This is a genomic window from Mesorhizobium sp. M0676 (assembly GCF_040320535.1).
Taxonomy (GTDB): Bacteria; Pseudomonadota; Alphaproteobacteria; order Rhizobiales; family Rhizobiaceae; genus Mesorhizobium.
Map to the genome: position 1 here is coordinate 330,640 of NZ_JAMYPU010000002.1, position 25,089 is coordinate 355,728.

Here is a 25,089-nt window from a genome sequence, read left to right on the forward strand (position 1 = left end):
GCAGACCAAAGAGGACAAGCGGCAGGCCGTTGCTGTTTGCGCCGCTTTCGCCAGTGTGAAACGCCGCTCTCCCGCTGTGCCCGCAAGCTGCTAGACTGTGGCACATCGGATCAATGGAAACGGCAGCGGTCGACGGTCCATAGCGCATGTTCATCAGTCTGCAGATCAGCAATGTCGATGTCCTGCCTGCCGGGCTGCCGCCCGGCTACGCATCGCGCGACCGCGGCTTCGAGATCGGGCGGGAGAACTGCGCCTGGACCTTGCCCGATCCGGACAAGTTCATCTCCGGCCGACATTGCGAAATCCGCTACGAAGGCGGCGCCTTTTTTCTCCACGACGTCTCGCGCAACGGCACATTCGTCAACGGGTCGAGCCAGCGCCTGACCGGCCCGCATCGGTTGGCGCAAGGTGACCGGCTCCGGATCGGCCGCTATATCGTCTCGGTGTCGATCGATGACGGGAACCCAGCCTTCGGTGGCCATGGTTCGACGCAACGGCAGATGCCCGTTGCCGGATCCTTTCCAGACCATGTCGCATCGCCACGGTCACCGACCGCGCCACCCGCTTCGGTCTCCAGCCGGCCGCAGCAAGCCGACGAGATCCTGCGCGCGATTGCCGCCGGCGCCGGCATTCCGCCAGAGGTGCTTTTGCTGCGCCAACCGCAGGAGGTAGCCGGCGAGATCGGCGCGGTGCTGCGCATCGTCGTCGACGAGCTGGTGTTGCTGTTGAAGGCGCGCGCCGCTGCAAAAGTCCTGGCCAAGACCAGCGACCGGACCATGATCAATTCCGCCGACAACAATCCGCTGAAGTTCGTGCCCGGGACAGACGAAATCCTCGACATCATGTTCGCGCGGCGCAGGGCCGGCTATCTCGATGCTAGGCACAGCATCGAAGACGCTTTCCACGACCTCAAAACACATGAATTCGCCACCTTCGCCGCCATGCAGGCGGCGCTGTCGCGGTTGCTTGACGATCTGTCGCCCGAGGCGATTGCGAAAAAACTGCCGCCATCCTCCTTTGCCTCGAAGAAGACGCGCGCCTGGGACGCGCTGGTCGCGACCTGGCGGGCCAAGGAGGAAGCGCACGAGAACGGCATGCTGGACATATTCCTCACCTATTTCAGTGAAGCCTATGCCAAGGCCGCCAAGCAGAAGACCGGCAAGGGCTAAGCCCGCGCACCGCTGAAGACACCGTGAAGGCGACCCGAGCACGGGCCGGCCACCAAAATTGCGCCGGGTTTCCATCGCAACCTTCTGAGACTACGATCACATACGACGATTGAGCACGCGGGTACGGTTGGTCGACCTCGGGGGTCTGCGGCACATGTCATGTCACGGCGAGATAGCGTCCTGCGGTCCGCGTTTGCGCGGACATGGCGCTGTGCGTCGCGGCGCGCGGGCGTAGAGGCAGGGATCGGCGATGAGCTCGAAGGATGATCCTTTCGATCCGACCGGCAAAACCGTCATCCGCCCCAGCCGCCCCAATCCCGGCCGCAAGCAAAAGACGGTTCTCGCCCGCGATGCGCCGGCCCCCGGCAGTACGGTGATCGCCCCTGCCAGCGTCCCGGAACCCACGGTTTTCGATCCCAACGCCGGCCGCCAGCCGCCGTCCGACGTCACGGGGACGGTGATCTATCAGGGAACGCCCTTCGCCAACGCGCCGGCCGATCCGCCCGTTCACGGCTCAGCCGGGACGGCGGGGAAAACGCCATGGGATGCGCTGCTCGGCGCCAGCGATGCCGTCGATTATGGCGCGGCCAACCCGATCGTCGCTGCCGCGGCGCCCTTGCTGATACTGCTTGGGCATCTGCGGCTGATGGCTGTCGAAAGACCGGCCGAGCCGCTGGCGCAGCATGTCGCCGGCCTGATCGAGGATTTCGACCGCAAGATCGCCAGGACCGATACCTCGGAAGAGGATGCGCGCATCGCCAGCTATGTGCTTTGCGAAACCGCCGACGATATCGTCGCCAATCTGCCCGGTTCCAGCCGGGGTGCGTGGGCGCAGCACGCCATGCTGCAGCGCTTCTTCCAGGTCAAACCCACCGGCGCCGGTTTTTTCCAGGCGCTGAACACGGTGCTGGCGACGCCGGAACCTCATCGCAATCTCATCGAGCTGATGCATGTCTGCCTGTCGCTTGGCTTCGAAGGCCAGTATCGCGGCCAGCCGCGCGAGAGCCTCGAACGGGTCCGCCGCGACGTCTACGAGACATCAGCCTATTTCCGCGTCCTCGGTGACGACGACATCTCGCCGCGCTGGCAAGGCTTGTCGGTCACATCGGCGCAAGGCTCCAGGCGGGTTCCGCTCTGGGCCATAGCCGCTGCAACCGCGGCAGTTTTGACCGCAGCCTTTTTCACGCTGCGCGTGCTCATCACCAATGATGGCGAGGCTGTTGCCGGCGAGTTGCTGGCGCTCAATCCAGCGACGCCGGTCACCATCGAGCGCACCGGTTTCGTGCCGCTGACCGAGGAGGTGAAAGTCGTCGCACCGCCAACGACGATTGCGCAGGTCGATCGCATCCGCACTGCCTTGGCCAAGGAGATCGAAGGCGGCGGCGTCAGCGTCGGCACCAAGGGTGATTTCATCATCGTGGAAATCAGCAACGCCCTGCTGTTCCAGTCGGGACGAGCCGAGGTCAAGCCGGAGTTCGAGCCGGTGGCCGCCAGCATCGCGGCGGCTCTCGACGCGGAGCGCGGGCCGATCCGGATCGTCGGCCACACCGACAACGTCAAACCGAAGAAGACCAGCGCCTTCAAATCGAATTTCGACCTCTCCGTCGCACGTGCCCAGTCAGTGGAAAAGATGATCGCAGCGCATTTCAGCGATCCGTCGCGGACAAAGGTCGAGGGCAAGGGCGAGGACGAGCCCATCGCCGACAATGCAACGCGGGACGGCCGCGCCAAAAACCGCCGTGTCGATGTAATGATCCCGCGGGAGGAGATGCTGTGACCGGCTGGCTGCTGCGCATCTTCAGCGCGCTCGCGCTCGCCGGCTTTGCCGCCGCGGTCTGGTACGCCGGCCCGTTAATCCGCTTTGCCGGCGCCCGGCCGTTGGATCCCATCTGGCTGCGGGCAGCGATCATCGGCATCGTCGTCGGAACGGTGGCGATCATCTATGCAATCCGGTTCTGGCGCAGGCGCAAGGCGCAGAAGGCGCTGGAGGCCGCCATGGCCAGCGCCGAGGATGACGGCAGCGATGCAAAGGTGCTGGAAGCTCGCATGAACGAAGCAGTCGCGACGCTCAGGCAGTCGAGCGGCAAGCGCAACTTCCTCTACGACGTCCCCTGGTACATCGTCATCGGCCCGCCGGGCGCCGGCAAGACCACCGCGCTGGTCAATTCCGGCCTGAACTTTCCGCTTGCCGGGTCGGGCCAGGCGCAGCCGGTGGCGGGTGTCGGCGGTACGCGCAATTGCGACTGGTGGTTCACCGACGAGGCGGTGCTGATCGACACGGCCGGGCGCTACACGACGCAGGATTCCCATGCACGGACCGACAGCAAAAGCTGGCTGGCGTTCCTGTCGCTGCTCAAGCGGCACCGGACGCGTCAGCCGATCAATGGCGTCATCCTGGCGATCAGCCTCGCCGATCTGATGGCGGACGGAGAGCAGGCGGCCCGTGTCGCCGAGATCCGCAGCCGCCTGCAGGAAATCCACGAGGTCCTGAAGGTCCGCTTTCCCGTCTATGTGCTGTTCACCAAGGCCGACCTGGTCTCCGGATTCATGGAATATTTCGGCGGTTTCGACGAAGCACGCCGGCGCAAGGTGTGGGGCGCGACCTTCCAGACCGCCGAGCGCGGCCTGAACATGGTCGCGGAAGCGCCAGCCGAATTCGACGCGCTGGTGAACCGCCTGACCGAAGAGATGAGCGAGCGGCTGCAGGCGGAGACCGATCCGGTCGCGCGCATCGCCATTTTCGGCTTCGCCGCGCAGCTCGGTGCGCTGAAAGGCCGGATCGTGAATTTCCTCGAGGGCGTTTTCGAGCCGACGCGCAAGCAGCTGAACGCCCCCCTGCGCGGCCTGTATTTTTCTTCCGGCACGCAGGAAGGCACGCCGATCGACCAGTTGCTGGGCAGCATAGGCCGCAGTTTCGGCAGGAATGCCCAGGCGCATCTTTCCGGCACCGGCAAAAGCTTCTTCCTGCACGATCTGTTGAGCCGCGTCATTTTCGCCGAGTCCGGCTGGGTGTCCTATGACAGGGCGGCCGACAGGCGCGTTGCGATCGCCCGTTACGCCGGCCTGACAGCGATCGCGGCCATAGCGATCGCCGCGCTTGGCGTTCTCGGCCTGAGCTTTACGACCAACAAATCGCTGGTCGCCGCGACCGGCCAGGCGGCAGGCCAATACCGCGCGACAGCCGCGCCGCTGCTGGCCAGCACGACGGTGTTGGATGCCGACCTCGAAACCGTCATCGGCGCGCTCGATGCGCTGCGCGGCCTGCCGGCCGGCTACGATACGAGAGACCAGCCCACCCCGGCCACGGCGACGTTCGGCCTCAGCCAGCGTGAGCGTATCCTTTCGGCCTCCGAGACCGCCTACCGGCAGGGGCTGGAGCGGATGTTCCGCTCGCGCCTGCTGTTCCAGCTCGAACGCACGATCGAGGCCAGGATGGCCGATCCGATGGCGCTGTACGAGCCGTTGAAGATTTACCTGATGCTGGGCGGCAAGGCGCCGAAAGTGGATGACGAGCTGGTCGTCACCTGGCTGAAGCGGGACTGGGAACAGAACCGCTATCCCGGCGCCCACAATCGCGACGGCCGGGCGCAACTGGAGAAGCATTTGCGCGCCATGCTGGCGCTCGACGATGACCAGGATCCCTCGTTCGAACTCAACCGCGCGCTGGTCGAATCCGCCCAGCGCTCGCTCGGCCGCATGAGCCTTGCCGATCGCGCCACCGCGCTCATCCAGTCGGCCACCTATGCGGCGGCGCTGGACGATTTTTCGGTGTCATCGCAAGCCGGCGCGGAGGCGCCGATGCTGTTCGAGCGCAATGACGGAAACGATCTCGCCGGCCTTCGCGTCCCCGGTCTCTACACCCATGCCGGCTTCGACTTCTATCTGGCGCAACTTGCCAGGAGCGCGCAGGCGCTGGTCGACGATCAATGGGTGATCGGCTCGAGCGGCGAGCAAGGCGGTTTCGACCAGGAATTGCTCAAGCTCGGCCCGGAGCTGCTCGATCGCTATGGCAAGAGTTTTGCGGCGGCGTGGAACGAGGTGCTCGACAGGTTGAAGTTCAAGGCAATGGCCGCCGACAAACCGCAATATCTGGCGCTGTCCGCAGCGGGATCACCGAGTTCGCCGCTGATGCAGCTGTTCGAGGCGATCGCGCGCGAAACAGCTTTGACGCAAGAGCGCAATCCGGCTGCGCCGTCTCAAGACAGCGACCAGGAAATCGCCGCGCGCGCCAAGGGCCTCGCCCGCATCGGGATCGAGATTGCGGCGCGCAAATCGCAGAGCAGGGCCGGGACCGCCTTTGTCAGCACCCAAAACCAGGATCCCGGCGCCAACATCGAAGCCCAGTTCCGGTCTTTCCAGGCTTTGGTGGCCGGGGCGCCGGGGCAGCGGCCGCTCGACGCCCTGACCCAGAATTTCCGCGAAATCTATCAGAGCGTGCGGCTGGCCGCCGATGTCCCCGCCCAGACGGACCAGGCCAACGCCAATCTGCTGCTGCAGATATCGACTCTACGCGCCAACGCCTCGCGGCTGCCGAAGGCGCTGGCCAGGATGGTGAGCGCGGCGGCGGACGATTTCGAGGGCACCGTCGCCGAAACATCGACCACGCATCTCAACGAGATGCTGGAGGAGACCGTCGGCCGTCCGTGCGAAGAGATGATTGCCGGGCGCTTTCCATTCGCCCCCGCCGGTACCGACGATGTCGCCATGGCGGATTTTGCCAGATTGTTTTCTCCAGGCGGGGTTCTCGACCGGTTCTTCGCGCAGAACCTGGCGTCGCTGGTCGACATGAGCGGCCAGGACTGGGACTGGAAGCAGGACACCAGGTTCGGCCGCAATCTGGCGAAATCGACGCTGAAGAACTTTCAGCTCGCGGCACAAATCCGCGCGGCTTTCTTTCCGCTCGGCGGGCCGGTGCCGTCGATCAACATCACCTTCACGCCGCTGTCGCTGCATGGCGATGCCGACATGGCGCTGCTCAATATCGACGGCCAGGTGCTGCAGGCCACCCAGGCCGGCAACACGCCGGGACTGATTCCGTGGCCGGGCAAGACCGGTTCGGCCAGTCTCAGCCTGACGCCGGAGCTGCCCGGCCGCGAGTCCGCAATCAAGTTCGACGGTCCCTGGGCTTTGAAACGATTGCTGGACAAGGGGCAGGTCACCGCCAATGGCGATAGTCTCGAAGCGCATTTCGTCATCGGCGGACGGGATGTCGCCTACACGATCAAGACCGGGGAGGACGGCAACCCATTCACGCTGCCGGCGCTTTCCGCGTTCAGCTGTCCGAAGGCTTTCTGATGGGGAATTGCATGGCAGGACCAGCGATTGCAGGACGCAGAGACAGCGGCGGCACCACACGGTCCGTCATCAGCGGCTTAGATTTCGATACTCTAATGAATGGGGCTGTGGCAGACTGGCCAGGCACGTCAGCCAAGGCGTTGCGGAGCGTAGGCAAGTGAACGATGCCGCCTTTGAGAGCTACGGCGTGAGCCACAAGGGCTGCGTGCGCGACCACAATGAGGACAGCTTCCTGGTCGAGCCGCGGATCGGCCTCTGGGTGGTGGCCGACGGCATGGGCGGGCACGAGGCCGGAGAAGTCGCTTCGGCAAGCATTGTCGAGCATCTGGCGACGATCGGCATCGCCAGTTCGGCGCCGGATCTGCGCGCCCGCTTTGAGGATCGGCTGAACCGGGCGCATGCCGAGATCCGCCGGATTTCGCGCTCACGCGGCGTGACCATCGGCTCCACCGTTGCCGCACTGCTGGCCATGGACGGCAGGTTCGCCTGCCTGTGGTCGGGCGACAGCCGCGTCTATCTCGTGCGCAACGCCGCGATCTCGCAGATTTCGCGCGACCACACCGAGGTCCAGGAACTGCTCGACAGCGGCGCGATCAGCGCGGCCGAAGCGGAGAACTGGCCGCGCCGCAACGTCATCACCCGCGCCATCGGCGTCAACGACGAAATCGCCATCGACTTCCAGCAGGGAGAGACCCTTGCCGGCGACATTTTCATCCTCAGCACGGACGGCCTGACGGCGCATGTCAGTGACGCGGAGATTGCGGCTGCAGTGCTCTCGGCAGCGCCGCAGGCTGCCTGCGAAAAGCTGCTTTCCATGGTGCTTGAGCGCGGCGGCACGGACAACGTCACCATCGTTCTGGTCAAGATCAGAGACAAAGGCAATGGCCTGTCCCGAGCAGAAGGCCGCGACCGATGAGCTCCGACGACAAGACCCGGCTATTGCCCAACATGGCGGATACCAGCGTCGGCACGCAGCTCAGCGGCATCTACGAGCTCGACGAACGCATCGCGTCGGGCGGCATGGGCGAAGTCTATCGCGGCCACAACATCCAGACCGGCGATCATGTCGCGATCAAGATCGTGCTGCCGGAATTCGCCCGCGATCAGACGATCCTGTCGCTGTTTCGCAAGGAAGCCTCGATCCTCAACCATCTGTCGCATGACGCGGTCGTGCGCTACCACGTCTTCACCATAGATCCCGGCATCGGGCGGCCCTATCTGGCGATGGAATTCGTCGACGGCCAGTCGCTGTACGACGTCATGCGCGGCGGGGCGATGGCGACTCCGGATGTGCGCAAACTGTGCCACCGGCTAGCCTCGGGCCTGAGCGCCGTGCACCAGGCCGGCGCCATCCACCGCGATCTGTCGCCCGACAACATCATCCTGCCGGGCGGCCGGGTCGAGCGGGCAAAGATCATCGATTTCGGCATTGCGCGATCGGCCGCGGTCGGTGGCGAGACGCTGATCGGCGGCAAGTTTGCCGGAAAATACAATTACGTCTCCCCCGAGCAACTCGGGCTCTATGGCGGCGAGGTCAGCGAAAAGTCCGACATCTACAGCCTGGGGCTGGTGCTGGCGGCGGCGCTGCGCGGCAAGCCGATCGATATGGGCGGCTCGCAATACGAGATCGTCGAAAAACGGCGGACCGTCCCTGATCTCTCCGGCATCGATGCCGATTTCAGGGACATTGTCGAAGCGATGCTGCAGCCTGACCCGGATGATCGACCGGCCAGCATGGCCGAAATCGCCCGGTTGACGCGCGACGACAGCGACGCGACCTTGCCGCCGGCATCGCTCGCGCCCCGGCCCGGCCTGCCGCGAACCGGGCAGACCGCAGGGCCTGTCTCGAAGGTCGGGGACTCGCCGGCCCAAGGCTTCGGTTCGGCCCCGCCAAGCGGCACGGCGGAGCCGTCTTTCGTGCCGCACGTGCGCCCGGCGCACCTGTCGCAGCCGAAACCGGCTGCTGAAACTCCCAAGCGAGCAAGCACACCACCGAAGCGTGCTACTACAGGCAGAAATCTGACGATCGCGGTGCTGTCGGCGGTGGCCGTGGTATCGCTTGGAGGGCTCTATGCATCGAGTATCGTGGGATTCGGAGACCGGCCTCGCGTCGCCGACACCGGCAAGCCGCTCCAACCCGAACTGACAAAGCCGATCGTCGCTGACAAGCCCGTTCCGGACACTGCGCCGGTCGAGAAGACGGTGCCAAAGCCGCAACCAGCGGAGACTCCGGCTGAAGATCAGGCCAAAGCGCCGGTCGAGCCGCAGCCGACGCCGCCAGTCGCGTCGAGCGCTACGGCCCCGCTGCCGGCCGCACCAACCGACAAGACCGTCGCGCTGCAACCGCCATCCGGCCCGTCACAGTCCGATGCCGCGAAGAACCCCGAGCCTGTCAGTCCGCCGGTAGAGCCCAAGGCGACAGCGCCAGCCACGCAAACACCTGAACCGACGGCCGAGGCCCCCAAACCCACAGCACCGACGCCGGAACCCACCGCTCAAGCGCCCGAGCCCAAGGCGCAGGCCCCTGAACCGGCCGCGCAGGCGCCCAAGCCGGACACGCAGGCGCCTGAACCGACCGCGGAGCCCAAGCCAAGCCAGCCCGATATCGCCAGCGGTGAGCAGGCCGACAAGCCGGCAGAGCCCGAAATTGCCATGAACGTGCCCAAGCCGGAGGTGCCGCCACCGGCCGATGCGGCCGCGGAGCGGGCCACCTGGGTACGCGCCTTCAATGGTGGTGACTGTTTTTATGCGACGGTGACGTCGGCCACCGACAAGGGTGTCGCGATCGAGGGCTTCGGCACGTCGGTGCCACCCTTCGAACAGTTGCTTGGGGAATTCCAGGCGAAGTTCCATGTCGAGCCGGATATCAGCGTCCGCCTTATCCAGCCCCCGCAATGCGGGATCACCGGCTTCCTACGTTTCATGGGCGCGAGCACGGCCGACAGGCCGCAGCTTGTCCTCGACCAGACATCGGTGCCGGACGGCTCGCCGATCGACGGCACGCTGGTGACGCATGGCGGGCTGGTGTCGAGCGTGTTCCTGATCGACCACAGGGGCATCGCCTTCAACCTCGACGACCATGTTGTCGTACAAGCCGACAAGGCGACCTTCTCGATCCCGATCGGGCTCGGCGCCGCCGACAAGGCGGCTGGCAAGGCGTTGCCGCAGATCATCATGGTGATCACTGGGCCGCAGGACATTAAGGCGGCGGACTTCACAACGCCGACGCCGGCCTCGGTGCTGTTGCCCAGGATACTCGACGAGATCGGCGCCAGGAGTTCGGCATTTTCGGCGACCGCCAAATACTTCCGCCTCGGCGGCTAGCACCGACGCCGATGCAACGTCGTCGCCGAGATCCCGTCCTGCTTGCCCGGAACGTGCGGGTGAAGCTCGCCGCGAGCGCGGTCGCGACGCTGTTGCTGGCGCTTCTTTCCACCGGGCAAGCGCGCGCCGAATTCACCGTCTGCAACCAGACGCTCGACGTCGTCAATCTTGCCGTCGGCCAGAAGGTCGACGATGCCGACCAGACCGATGGCTGGTGGACCATCGGCGCCAATCAATGCGTCAACGTCATCCGCGAGGAGCTGACCAACCGCTACATCTACATCTACGCGACGGATGTGTTCGGCCACGCCATTCTGGCAGGCTCCACCGACATGTGCATCGAGCGGCGGCGGTTCTCGATCCGCGGCATCGATGAATGCTGGCAGCGCGGCCATATCGCGGCGAAGTTTCTCGAAGTCGACACCCAGGAACAGGTGCGCTGGACCTTCTTCCTGACCGGAAGCGCGCCGTGACGCACAGCATCGACACCAGCTTCAAAGCAAAGAAGCAGGCGCGCGCCGCGCTGCGCAGGCGCAGGATCTGGCTCGGGCTGGCGGCTGGCCTGGCGACAATCGTCCTCGCCGCGATTGCCACCGGCTTTTATCTTACCGCCGACTACTGGTCGTTCGGCGACGAAGACGAGGAACTGCACGCCGTCGAAGGCTCGGACGACGTGCCGGCCGACGCATCGGTCTACGTGCCGGCCATCATCGACCTTGCCGGCGACCCGATGTGGATCACACTGGCGCCGGAGGCGGGCGCTGCCAAGAGCCGCGGGATGCCGCGCCCGGCGGAGTTCGACCAGGCCGGCATCTCCCCTCAGATCATGGTTCTCTCCGACGTGATGCTGAGCGCCAGCGAAAAATTCATGACGACGATCCCCTCGACGCAAGAGGATTTCGCTTTCTTTCAGGCGCAGCGGAAGACCGCGGTCGCGCCACCCGCCGAACCCAGCGATCCGCAGAATGACCTGCAGAACGATCTTCAACCATCGCCCGGCGCGGACGGGGCTCCGGCGGCCTCCGGCCCAGCTCCTGACCCGCAGGTCGCTCCGGGTGCATCGGCGGCGGCCGATGACCCCGAGGCCGGCTGGGGCGAGACCATCGATGAGGGCGAAGCAGCACTCCCCGCCTTTCAGAAGACAGCGGTCGAAAACAACACCAGCGTTGCCAACGTCAGCTCGGAATATCAGCGCTTCGAGGCGACCGAGGACATTTTCGTGAAAATCCTCAACGACCGCAGCCTGGACAGCGTGGCGCTCGATGCGCATTTTTCCGCCGACGACGCAAAGCTTGCCGGCGAGGCGCTGAAGGCGCTGTTCGACAAGGACGGCCTGCAGCCTGGTTATGTCGTGGCGATGCGCGGCTTTAGGCCGACGCGCGAGACCACGACGATGTCGCTGATGCAGGTCTCGATCTACGCCAGGAACGTCTTTGTCGGCACGCTGACACGCAACGCGGCCGGTGCCTTCGTGTCGGGCGTCGACCCGTGGGTGCGCGAGGACCTGTTCAATTATTCGGGCGCCGAGACCGAAGGCACGCAGAAACGGCAATACCGCCTGCTCGACGCGATCTATTCGACGGCGGCCCGCAACAATGTGCCGAGCGGCATCATTGGCGAAGCCATCATGTATCTGTCGCGGGGACAGGATCTGGATGCTTTCGCCAGCGAGGACCAGCGCCTTGTGCTGATCTATTCGCAGACGCCGCGCGGCAAGAACGAGACCGACGGACGGGTGCTCTATGTCGGTATCCAAGGCACGCAAAAGAGCTTGGATTGTTTCGTTTTCCAGCAGAGCGACGGCCAGTTTTCCTGCGTCTCGGGCGATGACCAGGTGCGCTCGCTGACGGTGGCCAACGGCATGGTGACGCCGGTCAACGGTGTCATGACGTCGACCTTCGGGCCGCGCAAGCATCCGATCCTGGGCGTTGTTCGCATCCATAAGGGCGTCGACTGGGCAGCACCCGTGGGGACGCCGATCGCCGCAGCCTTCGACGGCGAGATCATCTTCCAGGGCGACGGCGGCGGCTACGGCAATGTGGTCAAAATCGCCCATGGCGGCGGCCGCGAGACGCGCTACGCGCATATGTCGAAATTCGCCATTGCCAGCGGTGTCGGCACCAAGGTGAAGGCCGGCGACATCATCGGCTATATCGGCACCACCGGCCTGTCGACCGGGCCACATTTGCATTTCGAACTCTATCAGAGCGGTCAGGCGATCGATCCGCTCGGAACAGTGACCGCTGCAATCGCCGTCACTTCCAGCGACCCCGCCGTCGAAACGCTGACCGACCGTATCGTCCACGTCGAATCGGGCGGTAGCGCGCGGGCCAAGAACCCGCTGTCTTCGGCAACAGGCGCCGGCCAGTTCATATCCAAGACCTGGATCCGGATGATGAACACCTATCGTCCCGAACTGGCGCGCTCGCTGTCGACCGCAGACCTGCTCGCTTTGCGCTACGACGCCACCATCTCGCGTGAGATGGTGCGCAATCTGGCGCGCGAGGGCGAAGCCTATCTCAAGGCGCGCGGCCATCAGATTACCGCCGGCCGGCTCTATCTCTGCCATTTCCTCGGCATGGAAGGCGCACATCAGGTGCTGGCGTCGCCGGGATCGGCGCAGTTGAGCGCCGTGCTCGGCTCGTCCGTTATCCAGGCCAACCCGTTTCTTGCCGGCAAGACCGCCAGCTACGTCGTCGACTGGGCGGAACGGAAGATGGGCCGCAAATTGCCGACGCCCGCCACCACCGATGCGGGCCAGCAGACGACGACGGAAGTCCGCCAGACATCGCCGGAGTTCGAAAAATACAAGCAGGCGATAACGGCACTGGTCGGCTCGATCCAAAATACTCTTGAGCCGGGCTAGAGCTGGCAGTTCGCCCCGGCTTTCGCCAAGCCGATTGGTTCTGAGGCCGGCGAATGGTATGTTTGCGGATATTTGGGAAGGTTTTTGGGTCCTTGTGAACCAAAACTGTGGCTGGGATCACATACGCCCAACAGCCATTTTGGCAGAAGCGATACAGTCGCTGGTGAAATTTAGCATGCGCAGCCATCAATAACGCGCCCCATTGGGGCGGAGGGCCGATCCCATGAAAGCGTTTGCCGTCCTTTTGAGCGGATTTTTTCTGTTAATGCTGACCGCGCTTGGCACCGTCCAGGCGGCGGCGCCGGATGCCGGTGGCGTCAAACGCGTCGCGCTGGTCATCGGCAACAGCAAATACGTCCATGCCGTCGAATTGCCCAATCCGGCCAATGACGCGCATCTCATCGCATCGACGCTGCGCAATGCCGGCTTCGAGGTGATCGAGGGCGTCGACCAGGACAATGCCGGCATGCACAGCCTGATCAGCAAATTCACCGAGCAGTCCTACGATGCCGACCTCGCCGTCATTTTCTATGCCGGCCACGGCATGCAGGTCGACGGCAAGAACTTTTTGATCCCGGTCGACGCCGAACTGACGTCACCTGCCTATCTCAAGACCCGCACCGTCCAGATCGACGACTTCATGGCCGCATTGCCACCCGACCCCGCCGTCGGCGTCATCATCCTCGATGCCTGCCGCGACAATCCGCTGGCACGCACACTGGCGGCCGCGATGCCGAAGACCCGCTCCACCGCGCTGGGCACCGGCCTGGCGCCGATCGACCCTAAATCAGAGGGCGTCGGCACCGGCGGCATCCTGATTGCCTATGCCACCGACCCGGGCGCCATCGCCTTTGACGGCAACGGCGTCGACAGCCCCTACTCGACCGCGCTCGCCAGGCACCTGACCGAACCCGGCGTCGAGATCCAGAGTGCGCTGACGCGGGTGCGCGGCGAAGTGGCCGAGACCACGCAAGGCCGCCAGCGGCCATGGCACAACGCATCGCTGGGCCGCGAGGTCTTCCTTGGCAAACCGGCCGCCCAAGCCGCGCCGGTGGTAAAACCGGCCGCCGATGACGCGAACGCCGCGGCAGCGCCCGCCCCTGCACTCGTCACCAGCGAACCGCCTTCGTGGGAAGTCGAGCAGCGGCTTTGGGACGAGGCCTCGAAGCGCAACACCGCGCCATTCTACGAAGCCTATCTCGAACAGTTCCCGAATGGCCGCTTCGCCACGGTGGCGCGGCTCAACATCGATGCGCTGAACGATCCGAAAGCCCAGGAACGGCAGGTGGCAGCGCTCGATGCCGACGAAGCGAACTCGGGTTCTGCCGTGCGCACCTCGGTCGGCATTTCGGACGACATGAAGAAGGTGCTGGGCACCGAGGCGACGGAGAACGCGATCGGTCTCGATCGCCAGGGCCGCATCGACCTGCAATTGCGCGTCGAGGCGCTGGGCAACGAGCTTGGCCGCGTTGACGGCAATATTGGCGCCAAGACCCGGCAAGCGATCGGCGACTGGCAAGAGGGGAACGGGCTGCCTCCGACCACCTTCCTGACGCGCGAGCAACTGGCGTTCCTGGTTATCCAGACGGACCCGATGATGGAGGCCGTTCGTGCCAAGCACGAGGCCGACCAGGCCGGAGTGGACAAGCAGAAGAAACAGGTGGTGCAGAAGGCCCGCACGCTGAAGCCGGTGGCGGAAAAGCCACGCAAGAAGCAGTACGCCCAGAAGCCGCGCCGGCAACAGCAGTTCGTGCAGAAAAGGCGCAACCGCGAGGTCGTGCGCGAGGATGAACCGCCGCCGCGGGACAACAATGATTTCCTGACCAAGGCGCTGATCTTCGGCACCGGCGTAGCGGTCGGCGGCGTACTCAAGAACTGATCGATCATGTCAAACAATAAAAGCGCCGCGTGTCCGTTGGACGCGCGGCGCTGTGTTTGACGACGGCCGGAAGACGCAGCCGGCGAAGCTACTGCGCCTTGATCCGCATCTCGACCCGCCGGTTGACGGGATCGTAGGGATCGGGATTGCGTGGATTGGCCTCGCCGAGACCGACCGCCTTGATGCGGGTGGATTCGATGCCGTTGGATTCGAGGAAGGCGGTGACCGATTGCGCCCTGCGCTGCGACAGGCCTTCATTGTAGGTCGCCGAGCCGGATGCGTCGGTATAGCCTTCGACGACGAAGGACAGCTTGCTCAGCCGATCGTCCTTCAGCGCCTTGGCGAATTCGTCGAGTTCGCTGCGCGCCTTGGCGTCGAGCTCGGACGAATCCAGGCTGAAATTGATCAGCATATCGAGGCCGGTCTTCTCCGGAGGCTTTTCTTTCTGGCTGGTCTTGCTCTTGCACTCGTCCTCGGTGCCGACACAAATCCCGCGTGCCGCGCCGTGATCGATAGCGCCGGCAAAGAACTTCACAATGTCTTCCGATTTCTGAAGTGGGTCGGCATAGACGTGCGTCGAGAAAAGCACGGTCGCCAATGCCAAGACTGAAATGTGCCGCTGCATAACGGTTACTCCCGTTTCGAGCATCCGATTTTCACTCAGGCCCGATCCATGGATCCGGGCCAACTCTTCCTGTTCGACAATGATCTGTCGAGATCACGGTCGGCTGTGGAATATACCAAACCGTGAGGCGTTTGTCTGTGAACAACGTCATGGACTTGTGGTGGTCGACAGACTTGACCCGCGCCTCGCAGGCGGGTTGAGTGAGGGCTGGGGGAGGATAACAGCAGCGATGGTCAACGGGCTTCGATTCCAGACCGCACGCGATCTCTTCGCCGCGAACACGGCTGTCGCCCGGGACATGACGGCTGTTCCGACCGACCAACCCTCGCTCGAGTTCTGCCGCCGGCTGATGGCCGGGCGCATCCCGGAGGAAGCGATTACCTTTTGCGCCTATCTCCTGCCTGACCGGGCCGCAATCTGGTGGGGCCATGAGTGCCTGGGGCATCTGACCGAGCTGCTCGAAGAGCAGGACCTCGCAACGCTGGCACTGATCCAGGAGTGGGTCGGCGACCCCAACAATGCAACCCGCCGGGAGGCTGTCGCCGGGGCGGCGATGACGCAGCAGCACACGCCTGCCGGCTGGATCGCGCTCGCGGCGCAACGGCATATCAGCGGCCTGGCTGCGCAGAACGGGTCGGGGCTGCGGCCGCTGCCGGCTGCGCATGCCGTCAATACCGGCATACTGGCCGGACTGGCGCGGGTTGCGGTGGCGGACCGTTTCTCCGTGCTCACCGCCTTTGTCGAAATGGGCATCCATCTGGCCGAAACCGAGGCGCTGCGCCGAGCCTGATTGCTCTGGATCGTGATGAGATTTCATTGAAATCTGATCCAACCCATTGTTGGCGGTCTCATTTGCAGCCGTTTTGCGCCCATTTGCCGAGTGCCACCTTGAAGCGCGTGCCCAGCGGGTGTTGCAGGCGCAACACCGAGACATCATTGGTGACGTAGGTCTTGGCCTGGTCGCACAGCCGCTCCTCGGTCCATTGATGACAGTTGCTGCACTGGTTGTCCCAGACGGACTTTTCCAGGCCCTCGACCGGACTGAAGTGCGGCTTGCCCTGGATGAGTTGGGCGATGCTCTTGCCGTCGATCGCCGGGTCGCCGAAATTGACCGGAACGTCGAAAAGGACTGGCGCGTCTGAGCCCAGCTTCGGAATTTCCTCACGCAGCTGTTCCAGCGCCTGCTCGCCGGCGTCCGCACCCGGCGGATTGGCGGCCGCGCCGGTGCGCGCCTGCGTATCGCCTTCGGGCGCAGCCGCGCCGGAATCGCCGACGATCAGCGGCGCCTTGAGATCGACCTTGTGAAGCACGACATCGGTGGTCAGCGAAACGTTGATCCAGGGCCGCTGGCGTCCGGCTGTGGCCTTGAACACATCCGACGTAACCCGGTTCATCGCCTCGGTGATCGAGACGTTGACCTCGCCGATATGGGCAAGCAGCGCCGCCGAAAATGGCGAGTGCTCGCCCGGTCCGTCATAGGCGAGCTGGTTGGGACTGGCAGCGAAGGCGACCAGCGTGCCGGCGCCGCCATTCTCGATCGGTATTTCGGCAAGGCCGCTGCTTGCCGTGCTGTCGCCGCCAGTCTCCTTGGCAAGCACATCGGCGAGCGGGTTGTCGCGGCAGGCGTCGAGGAACACCAGCCTGATGCTGGTCTCGCGCGACATCTGCCGCAGGATGAAATCCACCTGCACGGCTTCGAAGTCGAGCGAGGTCTCGTCCTCCAGCGCCGCATCGACAGGCAGCAGGTAATTCCTGCCCGAGACCTGCAGGCCATGACCGGCATAGAAGAACAGCGCGATATCGGCGCCACGCACCTGCCGCGCGAATTGCGCTATCTTTTCCTGCGTCTGCGCCTTGGTGAGATCGAGGCCGGAGACGATTTCGAAGCCCAGCCCCTTCAGGCGATCGGACATTGCCTGCGCATCGTTCACCGGATTGGGCAGCACCGGCGCGTTCCGGTAATGGGAATTGCCGAGCACCAGGGCGATGCGGCGTTCGGCACTGGCCGCGGTCATGGTAATGGTCATGGTCAACGCAAGCGCCAGCACGGCGAGGCCGATGCCGCGCATGAAGTTGCCGCAACTTGCAATCATGTTCAAACGCACCGGATTCCTTTTCGGTTGACGGGCCTTCTCAGTTAAGGACCGGCTCAGTTGGAGAGCGGCGTGGCGGAGAACTCGATCCGCCGGTTCAGCGCCTTGTTCTTCGGCGTATCGTTCGGCGCCACCGGCTTTTCCTCGCCATAGCCGGAAGCCGTGATCTGCGCCGATGGAATGCCCGCAGCGATGATCGCGTCGGCGACCGCCTTGGCGCGCCGTTCCGACAGGTTCTTGTTGGCCGTCGGCGAGCCGTCGGAATCGGTATGGCCCGAAACCTCGACCTTCAGTTTCGGACATTTGCCGACGACGCCGACCACCTCGGCCAGCAGCGGGCGGCTCTTTTCATCGAGCCGAGCGCTGGCTGGGCGAAAATAGACGGCGCCGGTGCGCGACAGCACCTCGAACCTGTTCAGGCATTCATCGTCGCTGAAGGACGTCTTGCCTGCATCTGTGGCGACCGGCCCGGCATCGGCTGGGGCTGCGGCCGCGACGGCAGGCTTGGCGCCATCAGCGGTGAAGACGAAGTCGAACGACACCGAAGCCGTCGGGACGATGCTGCTGACATTGGCCGCCTGCTGGAGTTTTTCGATGTTGGGCAACAGGCCGAAATCCTCGACATGCACGGCGACCGGCGCCTCCGAGGCGATCGACACCATGCTGTCGGTGATCATGGTGACCACGACATTGGCCTCGAGGTCCTTGTCGACGCCGTGCAGGCTCAGGCGAAACGGGATATGCGCGCTCATGCGCCGTTTGGTGGCGAGATCGGCAAAAGCGGCGGGATCGACTTTCGCGGTCACTTCCGCCGTCGGGAATTTGAAGGTTTCGAAGAACAGGAAGCGCATGCGGACATTGCGAAGGTCGATACCGGTGTCGACCGAGTTGAGGTCGAACGTGACCTTGGCGGCGCCATCCGATGTCAGCGTGCCCGAGAGGTTCCTGATCTTGTTGGTTTCGACAATGGTGTTCTTCTTCACCGATTGATAGGTGAGTGTCGAATTCGCCGGATCGAGCGTCCAGTGCGGCTGCGCATTCGCAACTTCCGGCGCAAGCAGCAACAGGCCGAACACCACGACCACCAGAGCCGGCGGACGCCAGCGCTGCGACGGCTTTCCATGCCTTACTAATCCGACGACCCCGAACATGCATGCCCCCCGTGACAACACATTTCAGTTGCGATGACGGCGGTCGAACGTCGTCACCTCAGCCACCATAGTGCGTTAGCCGCGGCTTAGCGAGTAGCGGAGGCGTGATATCGCCGTTGCTTGCTTGGACAGGCCCCGGTTACCGGCTGGCCCACAGCACCCCACGCTCGAAGATGGTGCGCATTTGCGGCACGGAAAAATCATCCGCGGTGTGGCCGAGCGCGCTGAAGAAGACGCGGCCCTTGCCATAGCGGCGCTTCCAGACCACGGGCATGACGACGCCGTCGATGAAGTCGAGATGCTCACCGCTGAACGTCGTCGTCGCCAGCACCTCGTTGCTCGGGTCGACATGCATGTAATACTGCTCGGAATGGTAGGCGAAACCCTCGATACCCCTGACGATCGGATCGTCGCTGATGATGTCGACACGGTAGTCGATGATGTCGCCGGGGTGCGCGACCCATTGGCCGCCGGTCATGAACTGATAGTTCGGCTCGTTGCGAAAACTGTCGCCCATGGTGCCGTGGAAGCCGGCAAGGCCGGTCCCGCCGCTGACGGCGGCGGTGAGGTTTTGCAGCTCCGGTTTATCGATCGTCGACATGGTGATCACCGGCACGATCAGATCGATGGCCGGGAGCTGCGGATCGGCAAGCGCCGATGTGCCCTCTTCTGTCCGCACCTCGAAGCCATGCCCGGTCAATATCTCGCTGACGACAGCGGCGCTGCGAGCCGGCGTGTGGCCTTCCCATCCGCCCCAGAAAATCAGTGCCGTCTTGCTCATGCTCGTCTCTCCTTTGGTCGGCAATATTGATAGGCAAGCGGAACGCTTTTGTCTTCCTTCCATGACGGGCATTCTGGGACGGGCATTTCTGGTCGGAAATCACGACCCGGCGATGAATTCCGTGGATGAGGACCGATTGGCCGCGCTGGCGTCTTGTTTCAATACCGGGCTGCACTCAAATCAGCTGTCTTCGCGTTTGCGCAGACATCGGTCCGATGCGCCCGCAACCAGCCGGAGCCTTCCGGGGAGACCGCTTTATGAGTTTCGACCAGACGACTGTCGCCGCCTATCTGGAAGTCATCACCATCAACCTTGTGCTCTCTGGCGACAATGTCGTGGTGATCGGCATGGCGGCCGCAGGCCTCGCCGAGGCGTTGCGGCAGAAGGCGATCATCGCCGGCATTGCCGCGGCGGCGGTGATCCGCATCGTCTTTGCGGTGATCGCGGTGCAGCTGCTGGAAATTCCTGGGATCATGCTGGTCGGCGGCATGCTTTTGTTCTGGGTGTGCTGGAACGTGTTCCAGGAGTTGCGCTCGGCCGGCGGCGGCGAGGACGTCGACAATGAAGCCGCAGCACTTGCGACGGCGCGGCCGGCCAAGGCGCTGCGCACGGCGATCCTGCAGATCGTCGTCGCCGATGTCTCGATGTCGCTGGACAATGTGCTGGCCGTGGCGGGCGCCGCCGCCCACGACATGAATGCGCTGGTGTTCGGTCTCATCCTGTCGGTGGTTCTGATGGCGGTCGCCTCGACGCTGGTGGCGGCGCTGCTTGCCAGGTATCGCTGGATCGGCTGGCTCGGTCTGGCAATCATCGTCTATGTCGCGGGAAATATGACTCTGGACGGCGTCGAGCAGATGAGAACGGTCGACTTCCACGCGCTGCTCTCGCCAGTTGCAAGCTAGACCTCCTGGCCATCAAATAATATCGAAAATCCGCCCTGGGTTGAGAATGTTGTGCGGATCGAACGCCACCTTCAGCCGGCGCATGGCTGATAGTTCGGCGTCGCTGCGCACGAGGTTCAGCCATTTCTTCTTGTCGAGGCCGATGCCGTGCTCGGCCGAGACGGCGCCACCGCATGCCGCCACGCCGCGATAGATGATCTCATAGGCGGCGGCCGGTTCCGTGGTGTCGACCTGATAGTGCAGATTGCCGTCGCCGAGATGGCCGAAGACGTAGATCTCGGCGCGGCTGTCGACGGCGTGGATCGCGGCTTCGGCGTTGCGCAGGAAATCCGCCATGGTCGCCAACGGGATGCTGATGTCGACGCCGATCATGCCCTCGATCGCAAACAGGAAGCGGTTGGCCTCTTCGCGCACATCCCATAGCGCACGAAATTCGCGCGGCGACTGCGAGACGACCACGTCGGCGACGATGCCGTCTTCGACCGCCTGCATCAGCACCGAAGCGAAACGCTCGCCGTCCAGCTCGGCCTGGTTGCCCTGGATCTCGGCCAGCACGTAAACCGGCGCGCCGGCCGGCAGCGGCGCCGGCGCCGCCATGCCGGCAATCATGGAGCCGTAGAGCGGCGAGAAATTCACCTCATAGGCTGACAACAAGGGACCGAGCCGCTGCTTGAGCAGGTCGAGCAGCGCAATGGCCGCCCCCAGCGAGCCAAGCGCGCAGGATGCGGCAACCTCGGTGGCGGGCTTGGGATGCAGCCGCAGGCAGGCGCGAGTAACCACGCCCAGCGTGCCTTCGCTGCCAATGAAAAGCTGGTTGAGATCGTATCCCGAATTGTCCTTGGCCAGGCCACGCAACGAAGTCAGGATCGAGCCGTCGGCAAGCACGGCCTCCAGCCCCAGAACCTGGGCGCGGTACATGCCGTAGCGCAGCACGCGAATGCCGCCGGCATTCGTGGCGATGTTGCCGCCGACCGTCGCCGTGCCGCGCGCGCCGATATCGACGCCGAACATCAGGCCGGCTGCATCGGCCGCTTCCTGCACCATTTGCAGCGGCGCGCCGGCCTCTGCCATGATGGTTGCCGCGGCGCGGTCGGGCGCTTCGACCGCGGTCATGCGCTCCAGCGACAGCACCGCTTCGCCCGGCTGCACGCGCGCGCCGCCTGCCAGCCCGGTGCGGCCACCATGGACGACCAGCTTCTGGCCGATACCACTGCATAGGCGCAGGATTTCGGCGACGTCGGCGGCGTTGCGCGGACGCAAGACCAGTTCGGGCTGGCCGCCGCCCTTGCCGGAGAGGTCGTCGCTGTAGCGCGGATCGATAGCATCGCCGATCACAACCGCGGCGGCATCGAGCCGACGATAAAGCTGGGAAAGAAGCCGATCGATCTGTTGTGTCATGGTGCCTGGACTGTTTCAGCGCTCTTTGTGACCGAGACTTTGATGCGCGACAATTTTCGCGTCAATTGAACAAATTTACGCACGGTATAATCTGTCATTGCGCGTTGAACCCACTGACGTTTCCTGTAAATTTCGTCTGCCGTTGCGTGGCGGACGCGCCGGCTGCAGGACCCTGGGCAGCGTCAAGGGATGACCGAGGTTCTGGCGCGTGCCAGACGAGGAATTGAATGCCGATGACGCACAAGACGATGGAGGATTTCGCCCGCTCCTGCGGCGTCTCCAGGCCGACGCTGTCGAAATATTTCGACGATCCGACCAGCGTCAAGCCGGCAACGCGCAAGCGCATCGAAGAGGCGTTGCGCTCATCCGACTACCAGCCCAATCTGTTTGCCCGCAACCTCAACCGCAAGCGCACCCGCGCCATCGGCATTGTCGTACCGACGGTCACCGACCCCTTCTATTCCGAAATGGTCAGCCGCATCGAACTTCGGCTGCGCGACGAGGGCTACTGGCCGATCGTCATCTCCTCGCATGGCTCGACCGAGCTCGAAATGGAGGCGACACGTACCATCCTGTCGCTGAAAGTTTCGGGCGCGCTGATCGCGCCGCTCGGCTTGCGTTCGGACCGGCGCACGCTGGAGAAGCTGACCCAGACAATGCCGGTCGTCTATTTCGACACCTATCTTGAAGGCGGCACGCCCTTTGTCGGCAACAACAATGCCCAGAGCGTCTCGACCATCGTCGACTATCTCTGCCGCTCCGGCGACGCCCCGATCTATTTCGACATCCCGCATGTCAATCACAATTCGCCGGAGCGGCTGAGCAGCTATGTCGACGCCATGCATCAGCTTGGCCAGGACCCGGTGGTTATCGGCAACACCCGAGACTACACATGGGATTTCGAGCGCATCGGCTACGAGCAGATGGAACAGATGCTCGGGGCCAGCGGCCTGTCGGGCAAGACCAGAGGTCTGCCCGGCAAGACCGGGGGCCTGCCCGGCAAGACCATACTGTGTGCGAATGACCGCCTCGCCTTCGGCGTGATGGCGGCGGCCTTCGCGAAAGGGCTGAAGATCGGCCGCAAGGCCGATTGCGACCTGCGTATCGCCGCCCATGACGACCATCCGCTGAGCCGCTACACCTGCCCCGCACTGACCACCATCGCGCAGGATTTTGCCGCCATGGCGGGGCGCAGCGTCGAGACACTGCTCGCTTTGCTCAACGAGGATACGGCCAACGTCGCGCCGAAGGTCAGCCTCGACGCCGCCCTGGTGATGCGTCAGTCCGCTTGAGCCTTTCCAAAGGCAGGATCGAAGCTTCGCCACGCGGCAATGGCGGCGGCAACCGCCTGTCTCGCTGCCGGGCCGTAACGGCCCATCGAGACGAAGCCGTGGATCTGACCGGGCCAGTGTTCCAGCACGACCGGCACGCCGGCCTGCTGCAGACGCCTGGCATAGGCCTCGCCTTCGTCGGCGAGGATGTCGTGACCGGCGATGGCGATGAAGGTGGGCGGCGCACCGGCGAGGCTTTCCGCCTTCAGCGGTGAGGTACGCCAGTCGCCGATGTCGGCGGCATTGCGGACATAATGGTCGCGGAACCAGGCCATGGTCGAGGCGGTCAGGCCAAAGCCTATGGCGAAGCGGCGATAGCTGTCCGTCGTCTGCCCGGCATCGGTGTTGGGATAAAACAGCAGCTGCGCTGCCGGCGGATTTTTGTCCCCCCGCGTGAGCAGGCCGAGCACCGTGGCGAGATTGCCGCCCGCGCTGTCGCCGGCAACCGCGATGCGGGCAGCGTCGATGCCGAGTTCGTCCGCGGCGCTTTGCATGAAGGCAAGTGCCGCTCGGCAATCCTCTATTGCCGCCGGGAATTTGTGTTCCGGCGCCAGCCGGTAGTCGACGGAAACGACGACAGCGCCTGCCTCGTTGGCGAACCAGCGGCAGATCTCGTCATGCGAGTCGAGATTGCCGATCACCCAGCCGCCGCCATGGAGATAGAGCAGCGCCGGAGCGCCTGCCGAAGGCGCGCCCTGCCCGCGATAGATCCTGAGCCTCGGCGGATCGCCGGGTCCGGCGATGATGCGCTCGCTGAGTGCTGCGACCGGTTCACGCTCGCCTTGCAGGTTTGGGAAGCCCTCATTGTAGGCAAGGCGCGCCTGTTCTGGCGTTCCCGTTTCGAACGGCGGCGCGCCGGCCTGGCTGCCGAGCTCGAGCACATGCCGGGCCTCCGGATCGAGTGTCGGCAGGGACGGCGGCGATGTCACGGACGAACCTCCCGTCAGGCAAGCAGGGTTGCCGCTTCCTCTTCGCCAAGCAGCGGCGGCTGGTCGACCGTGCCGCTGACGGCAACCGAGCCACGGCTTTCGCCCGAAGCCAGGATCGCCTCCATGATCTCAAGCACATGCAGCGCCAGCTCACCGGAGGCGCGCGGCTTTCTGCCCGTGGCCAGCGCGCCCGCCAGATCGGCGACGCCGAGCATGCGGTAATTGGCACGGTCGGGCGCGGAATAGGGCCAGTTGCGGGCGCCGTAGAGTTCGCTCTCGCTGGCGAAATCGGCCCAGTCGGCGCCACGTTCCGACAGCGAGACCGTGCCGCCGAACGTGTCGGGATCAGGCAGCCTGAGCGAGCCTTCGGTGCCGTGCAGTTCGATCGGATGGTTGGAGTGTTTGAAAACATCCCATGAGGCGCCGAAGGTGACGGTGGCGCCGGAGCGGAATTCGAGCAGCGATATTATGTTGGTCGGCGTGCCGACCTTGAATGTCGTGTTCTTGAACGGCCCGTCGGCCGTGATCAGCCTCTCCTCCTGGCCGCGCGTCGCCATCGCCATGACGCGCTCGACCGGCCCGAGCAGATTGACCAGCACGGTCAGGTAATAGGGACCCATGTCGAACACCGGACCGCCGCCGGGCTGATAATAGAATTGCGGATTGGGATGCCAGTGCTCCATGCCCCGTCCCATCATGAAAGCGGTGCCGGTCACCGGCTTGCCGATCGCGCCGTCATCCATCAGCCGGCGCGCGCGGCGGCCGGCTGCACCCAGGAATGTGTCCGGCGCCGAGCCGATCAGCAGGCCGCGCTTCGCGGCCTCGGCGACAAGGCGGCGGCCGTCGGCGGCAGAGGTTGCCAGCGGCTTTTCGGTGAAGACATGCTTGCCCGCCGAAAGCGCCGATAACGAAATGTCGAAATGCGCCGCGGGGATTGTCAGGTTCAGCACGAGGTCGATATCGGGGTCGGCGAGCAGCGTGTCGACGCCAATCGCTCGGATGCCGTATTCCCTGGCGCGCAGCTCAGCCATGTCAGCGGAAATGTCGGCGCAGGCGCGTAGCTCGACACCACCGAAGAGCGCTGCATTGCGCAGATAGGTCATCGAGATGTTGCCGCAGCCGATGACACCGATGCCGAGCTTTGTCTCTGATTTTCCGTGCATTTCCAGCTTTCCTCCCAAGCCAAGGGCATGCTGCGCAACCGTTGCAGTTCCCACGACCCCCCGCAATCCGCTATACAGGACTTTAAATGTTGACGCGCGTAAAATTTTTATAGAGCATGTGAGAGTTCTGGCGCAGGATTGGGAGGCCGCCAGCGTGAGGAGCAGAACATGACCGGCATGAAA

18 protein-coding genes are annotated in these 25,089 nt (G+C 64.3%); 11 read left to right on the forward strand and 7 right to left on the reverse strand.

Annotation, left to right across the window (positions count from 1 at the left end; genetic code table 11):
* Positions 1-146: 146 nt before the first annotated feature.
* The 8 genes from tagH (at position 147) to NKI35_RS03635 (ending at position 14,533) form a co-directional block, all read left to right on the forward strand.
* Positions 147-1,169, forward strand: a complete 1,023-nt coding sequence (tagH, locus tag NKI35_RS03600; protein ID WP_023692193.1) for a type VI secretion system-associated FHA domain protein TagH — start codon at positions 147-149, stop codon at positions 1,167-1,169.
* A gap of 250 nt (positions 1,170-1,419) precedes the next feature.
* Complete coding sequence (tssL, locus tag NKI35_RS03605) at positions 1,420-2,946, forward strand: type VI secretion system protein TssL, long form (RefSeq protein WP_352738587.1); 1,527 nt, start codon at positions 1,420-1,422, stop codon at positions 2,944-2,946.
* Positions 2,943-6,464 carry a type VI secretion system membrane subunit TssM gene (gene tssM / locus NKI35_RS03610; RefSeq protein ID WP_352738589.1) on the forward strand — a complete coding sequence of 1,174 codons (3,522 nt, stop codon included), beginning with the start codon at positions 2,943-2,945 and terminating at the stop codon, positions 6,462-6,464. The genes tssL and tssM overlap by 4 nt, the downstream gene beginning before the upstream one ends.
* Positions 6,465-6,621: 157 nt before the next feature.
* Positions 6,622-7,380 (forward strand): PP2C family protein-serine/threonine phosphatase, encoded by a 759-nt coding sequence (locus NKI35_RS03615; protein WP_023692196.1) that lies wholly within the window; start codon positions 6,622-6,624, stop codon positions 7,378-7,380.
* On the forward strand, positions 7,377-9,788 hold the full coding sequence (locus tag NKI35_RS03620; RefSeq protein WP_352738591.1) for a serine/threonine-protein kinase: 2,412 nt from the start codon (positions 7,377-7,379) through the stop codon (positions 9,786-9,788). Before NKI35_RS03615 ends, NKI35_RS03620 begins: the two co-directional genes overlap by 4 nt.
* A gap of 11 nt (positions 9,789-9,799) precedes the next feature.
* Positions 9,800-10,261, forward strand: a complete 462-nt coding sequence (locus NKI35_RS03625; RefSeq protein ID WP_023667922.1) for a DUF1036 domain-containing protein — start codon at positions 9,800-9,802, stop codon at positions 10,259-10,261.
* The gene (locus NKI35_RS03630) at positions 10,258-12,654 is read left to right on the forward strand and encodes a M23 family metallopeptidase (RefSeq protein ID WP_352738594.1); all 2,397 of its coding nucleotides are present in this window, start codon (positions 10,258-10,260) and stop codon (positions 12,652-12,654) included. Before NKI35_RS03625 ends, NKI35_RS03630 begins: the two co-directional genes overlap by 4 nt.
* Before the next feature lie 265 nt (positions 12,655-12,919).
* Positions 12,920-14,533, forward strand: a complete 1,614-nt coding sequence (locus tag NKI35_RS03635) for a caspase family protein (protein WP_352738596.1) — start codon at positions 12,920-12,922, stop codon at positions 14,531-14,533.
* Between the two features lie 88 nt (positions 14,534-14,621).
* Here NKI35_RS03635 and NKI35_RS03640 read toward each other — a convergent pair whose 3' ends face one another.
* Positions 14,622-15,158: an OmpA family protein gene (locus NKI35_RS03640; RefSeq protein WP_023714865.1), complete on the reverse strand. Its 537-nt coding sequence runs from the start codon at positions 15,156-15,158 to the stop codon at positions 14,622-14,624.
* 229 nt (positions 15,159-15,387) lie between these two features.
* On the opposite strand from NKI35_RS03640, the gene NKI35_RS03645 reads away from it, so the two are divergent.
* The gene (locus tag NKI35_RS03645) at positions 15,388-15,948 is read left to right on the forward strand and encodes a DUF6931 family protein (protein ID WP_352738598.1); all 561 of its coding nucleotides are present in this window, start codon (positions 15,388-15,390) and stop codon (positions 15,946-15,948) included.
* Between the two features lie 58 nt (positions 15,949-16,006).
* Here the strand turns inward: NKI35_RS03645 and NKI35_RS03650 are convergent, their stop codons facing one another.
* The 3 genes from NKI35_RS03650 to NKI35_RS03660 form a co-directional block, all read right to left on the reverse strand.
* On the reverse strand, positions 16,007-17,251 hold the full coding sequence (locus NKI35_RS03650) for a caspase family protein (protein WP_023667915.1): 1,245 nt from the start codon (positions 17,249-17,251) through the stop codon (positions 16,007-16,009).
* Positions 17,252-17,307: 56 nt separating this feature from the next.
* Entirely contained in the window at positions 17,308-18,402 is a 1,095-nt protein-coding gene (locus NKI35_RS03655; protein ID WP_352738600.1) for an OmpA family protein, read from the reverse strand.
* Between the two features lie 139 nt (positions 18,403-18,541).
* Complete coding sequence (locus NKI35_RS03660) at positions 18,542-19,183, reverse strand: ThuA domain-containing protein (protein ID WP_352738602.1); 642 nt, start codon at positions 19,181-19,183, stop codon at positions 18,542-18,544.
* 257 nt (positions 19,184-19,440) lie between these two features.
* On the opposite strand from NKI35_RS03660, the gene NKI35_RS03665 reads away from it, so the two are divergent.
* Positions 19,441-20,085, forward strand: coding sequence for a YjbE family putative metal transport protein (locus tag NKI35_RS03665; RefSeq protein ID WP_352738604.1), 645 nt, complete (start codon positions 19,441-19,443; stop codon positions 20,083-20,085).
* A 12-nt stretch (positions 20,086-20,097) separates the two neighbouring features.
* On the opposite strand, the gene NKI35_RS03670 is transcribed toward NKI35_RS03665, so the two are convergent.
* Positions 20,098-21,483, reverse strand: a complete 1,386-nt coding sequence (locus NKI35_RS03670; protein WP_352738606.1) for an FAD-binding oxidoreductase — start codon at positions 21,481-21,483, stop codon at positions 20,098-20,100.
* Between the two features lie 227 nt (positions 21,484-21,710).
* On the opposite strand from NKI35_RS03670, the gene NKI35_RS03675 reads away from it, so the two are divergent.
* Positions 21,711-22,775 (forward strand): LacI family DNA-binding transcriptional regulator, encoded by a 1,065-nt coding sequence (locus NKI35_RS03675; RefSeq protein WP_352738608.1) that lies wholly within the window; start codon positions 21,711-21,713, stop codon positions 22,773-22,775.
* On the opposite strand, the gene NKI35_RS03680 is transcribed toward NKI35_RS03675, so the two are convergent.
* The gene (locus tag NKI35_RS03680; RefSeq protein WP_352738610.1) at positions 22,763-23,743 is read right to left on the reverse strand and encodes an alpha/beta hydrolase; all 981 of its coding nucleotides are present in this window, start codon (positions 23,741-23,743) and stop codon (positions 22,763-22,765) included. The genes NKI35_RS03675 and NKI35_RS03680 overlap by 13 nt on opposite strands.
* Before the next feature lie 14 nt (positions 23,744-23,757).
* Positions 23,758-24,906 (reverse strand): Gfo/Idh/MocA family protein, encoded by a 1,149-nt coding sequence (locus tag NKI35_RS03685; RefSeq protein WP_352738612.1) that lies wholly within the window; start codon positions 24,904-24,906, stop codon positions 23,758-23,760.
* Between the last annotated feature and the right edge of the window lie 183 nt (positions 24,907-25,089).

Coding starts and splice junctions, on each gene's coding strand:
- NKI35_RS03640 (WP_023714865.1), bottom strand. CDS start 15,158: ATGCAGCGGCACATTTCAGTCTTGGCATTGGCGACCGTGCTTTTCTCG.
- NKI35_RS03685 (WP_352738612.1), bottom strand. CDS start 24,906: ATGCACGGAAAATCAGAGACAAAGCTCGGCATCGGTGTCATCGGCTGC.
- NKI35_RS03665 (WP_352738604.1), top strand. CDS start 19,441: ATGAGTTTCGACCAGACGACTGTCGCCGCCTATCTGGAAGTCATCACC.
- NKI35_RS03655 (WP_352738600.1), bottom strand. CDS start 18,402: ATGTTCGGGGTCGTCGGATTAGTAAGGCATGGAAAGCCGTCGCAGCGC.
- NKI35_RS03650 (WP_023667915.1), bottom strand. CDS start 17,251: ATGATTGCAAGTTGCGGCAACTTCATGCGCGGCATCGGCCTCGCCGTG.
- tssL (WP_352738587.1), top strand. CDS start 1,420: ATGAGCTCGAAGGATGATCCTTTCGATCCGACCGGCAAAACCGTCATC.
- NKI35_RS03645 (WP_352738598.1), top strand. CDS start 15,388: ATGGTCAACGGGCTTCGATTCCAGACCGCACGCGATCTCTTCGCCGCG.
- NKI35_RS03670 (WP_352738606.1), bottom strand. CDS start 21,483: ATGACACAACAGATCGATCGGCTTCTTTCCCAGCTTTATCGTCGGCTC.
- NKI35_RS03620 (WP_352738591.1), top strand. CDS start 7,377: ATGAGCTCCGACGACAAGACCCGGCTATTGCCCAACATGGCGGATACC.
- tagH (WP_023692193.1), top strand. CDS start 147: ATGTTCATCAGTCTGCAGATCAGCAATGTCGATGTCCTGCCTGCCGGG.
- NKI35_RS03675 (WP_352738608.1), top strand. CDS start 21,711: ATGCCGATGACGCACAAGACGATGGAGGATTTCGCCCGCTCCTGCGGC.
- NKI35_RS03625 (WP_023667922.1), top strand. CDS start 9,800: ATGCAACGTCGTCGCCGAGATCCCGTCCTGCTTGCCCGGAACGTGCGG.
- NKI35_RS03635 (WP_352738596.1), top strand. CDS start 12,920: ATGCTGACCGCGCTTGGCACCGTCCAGGCGGCGGCGCCGGATGCCGGT.
- NKI35_RS03660 (WP_352738602.1), bottom strand. CDS start 19,183: ATGAGCAAGACGGCACTGATTTTCTGGGGCGGATGGGAAGGCCACACG.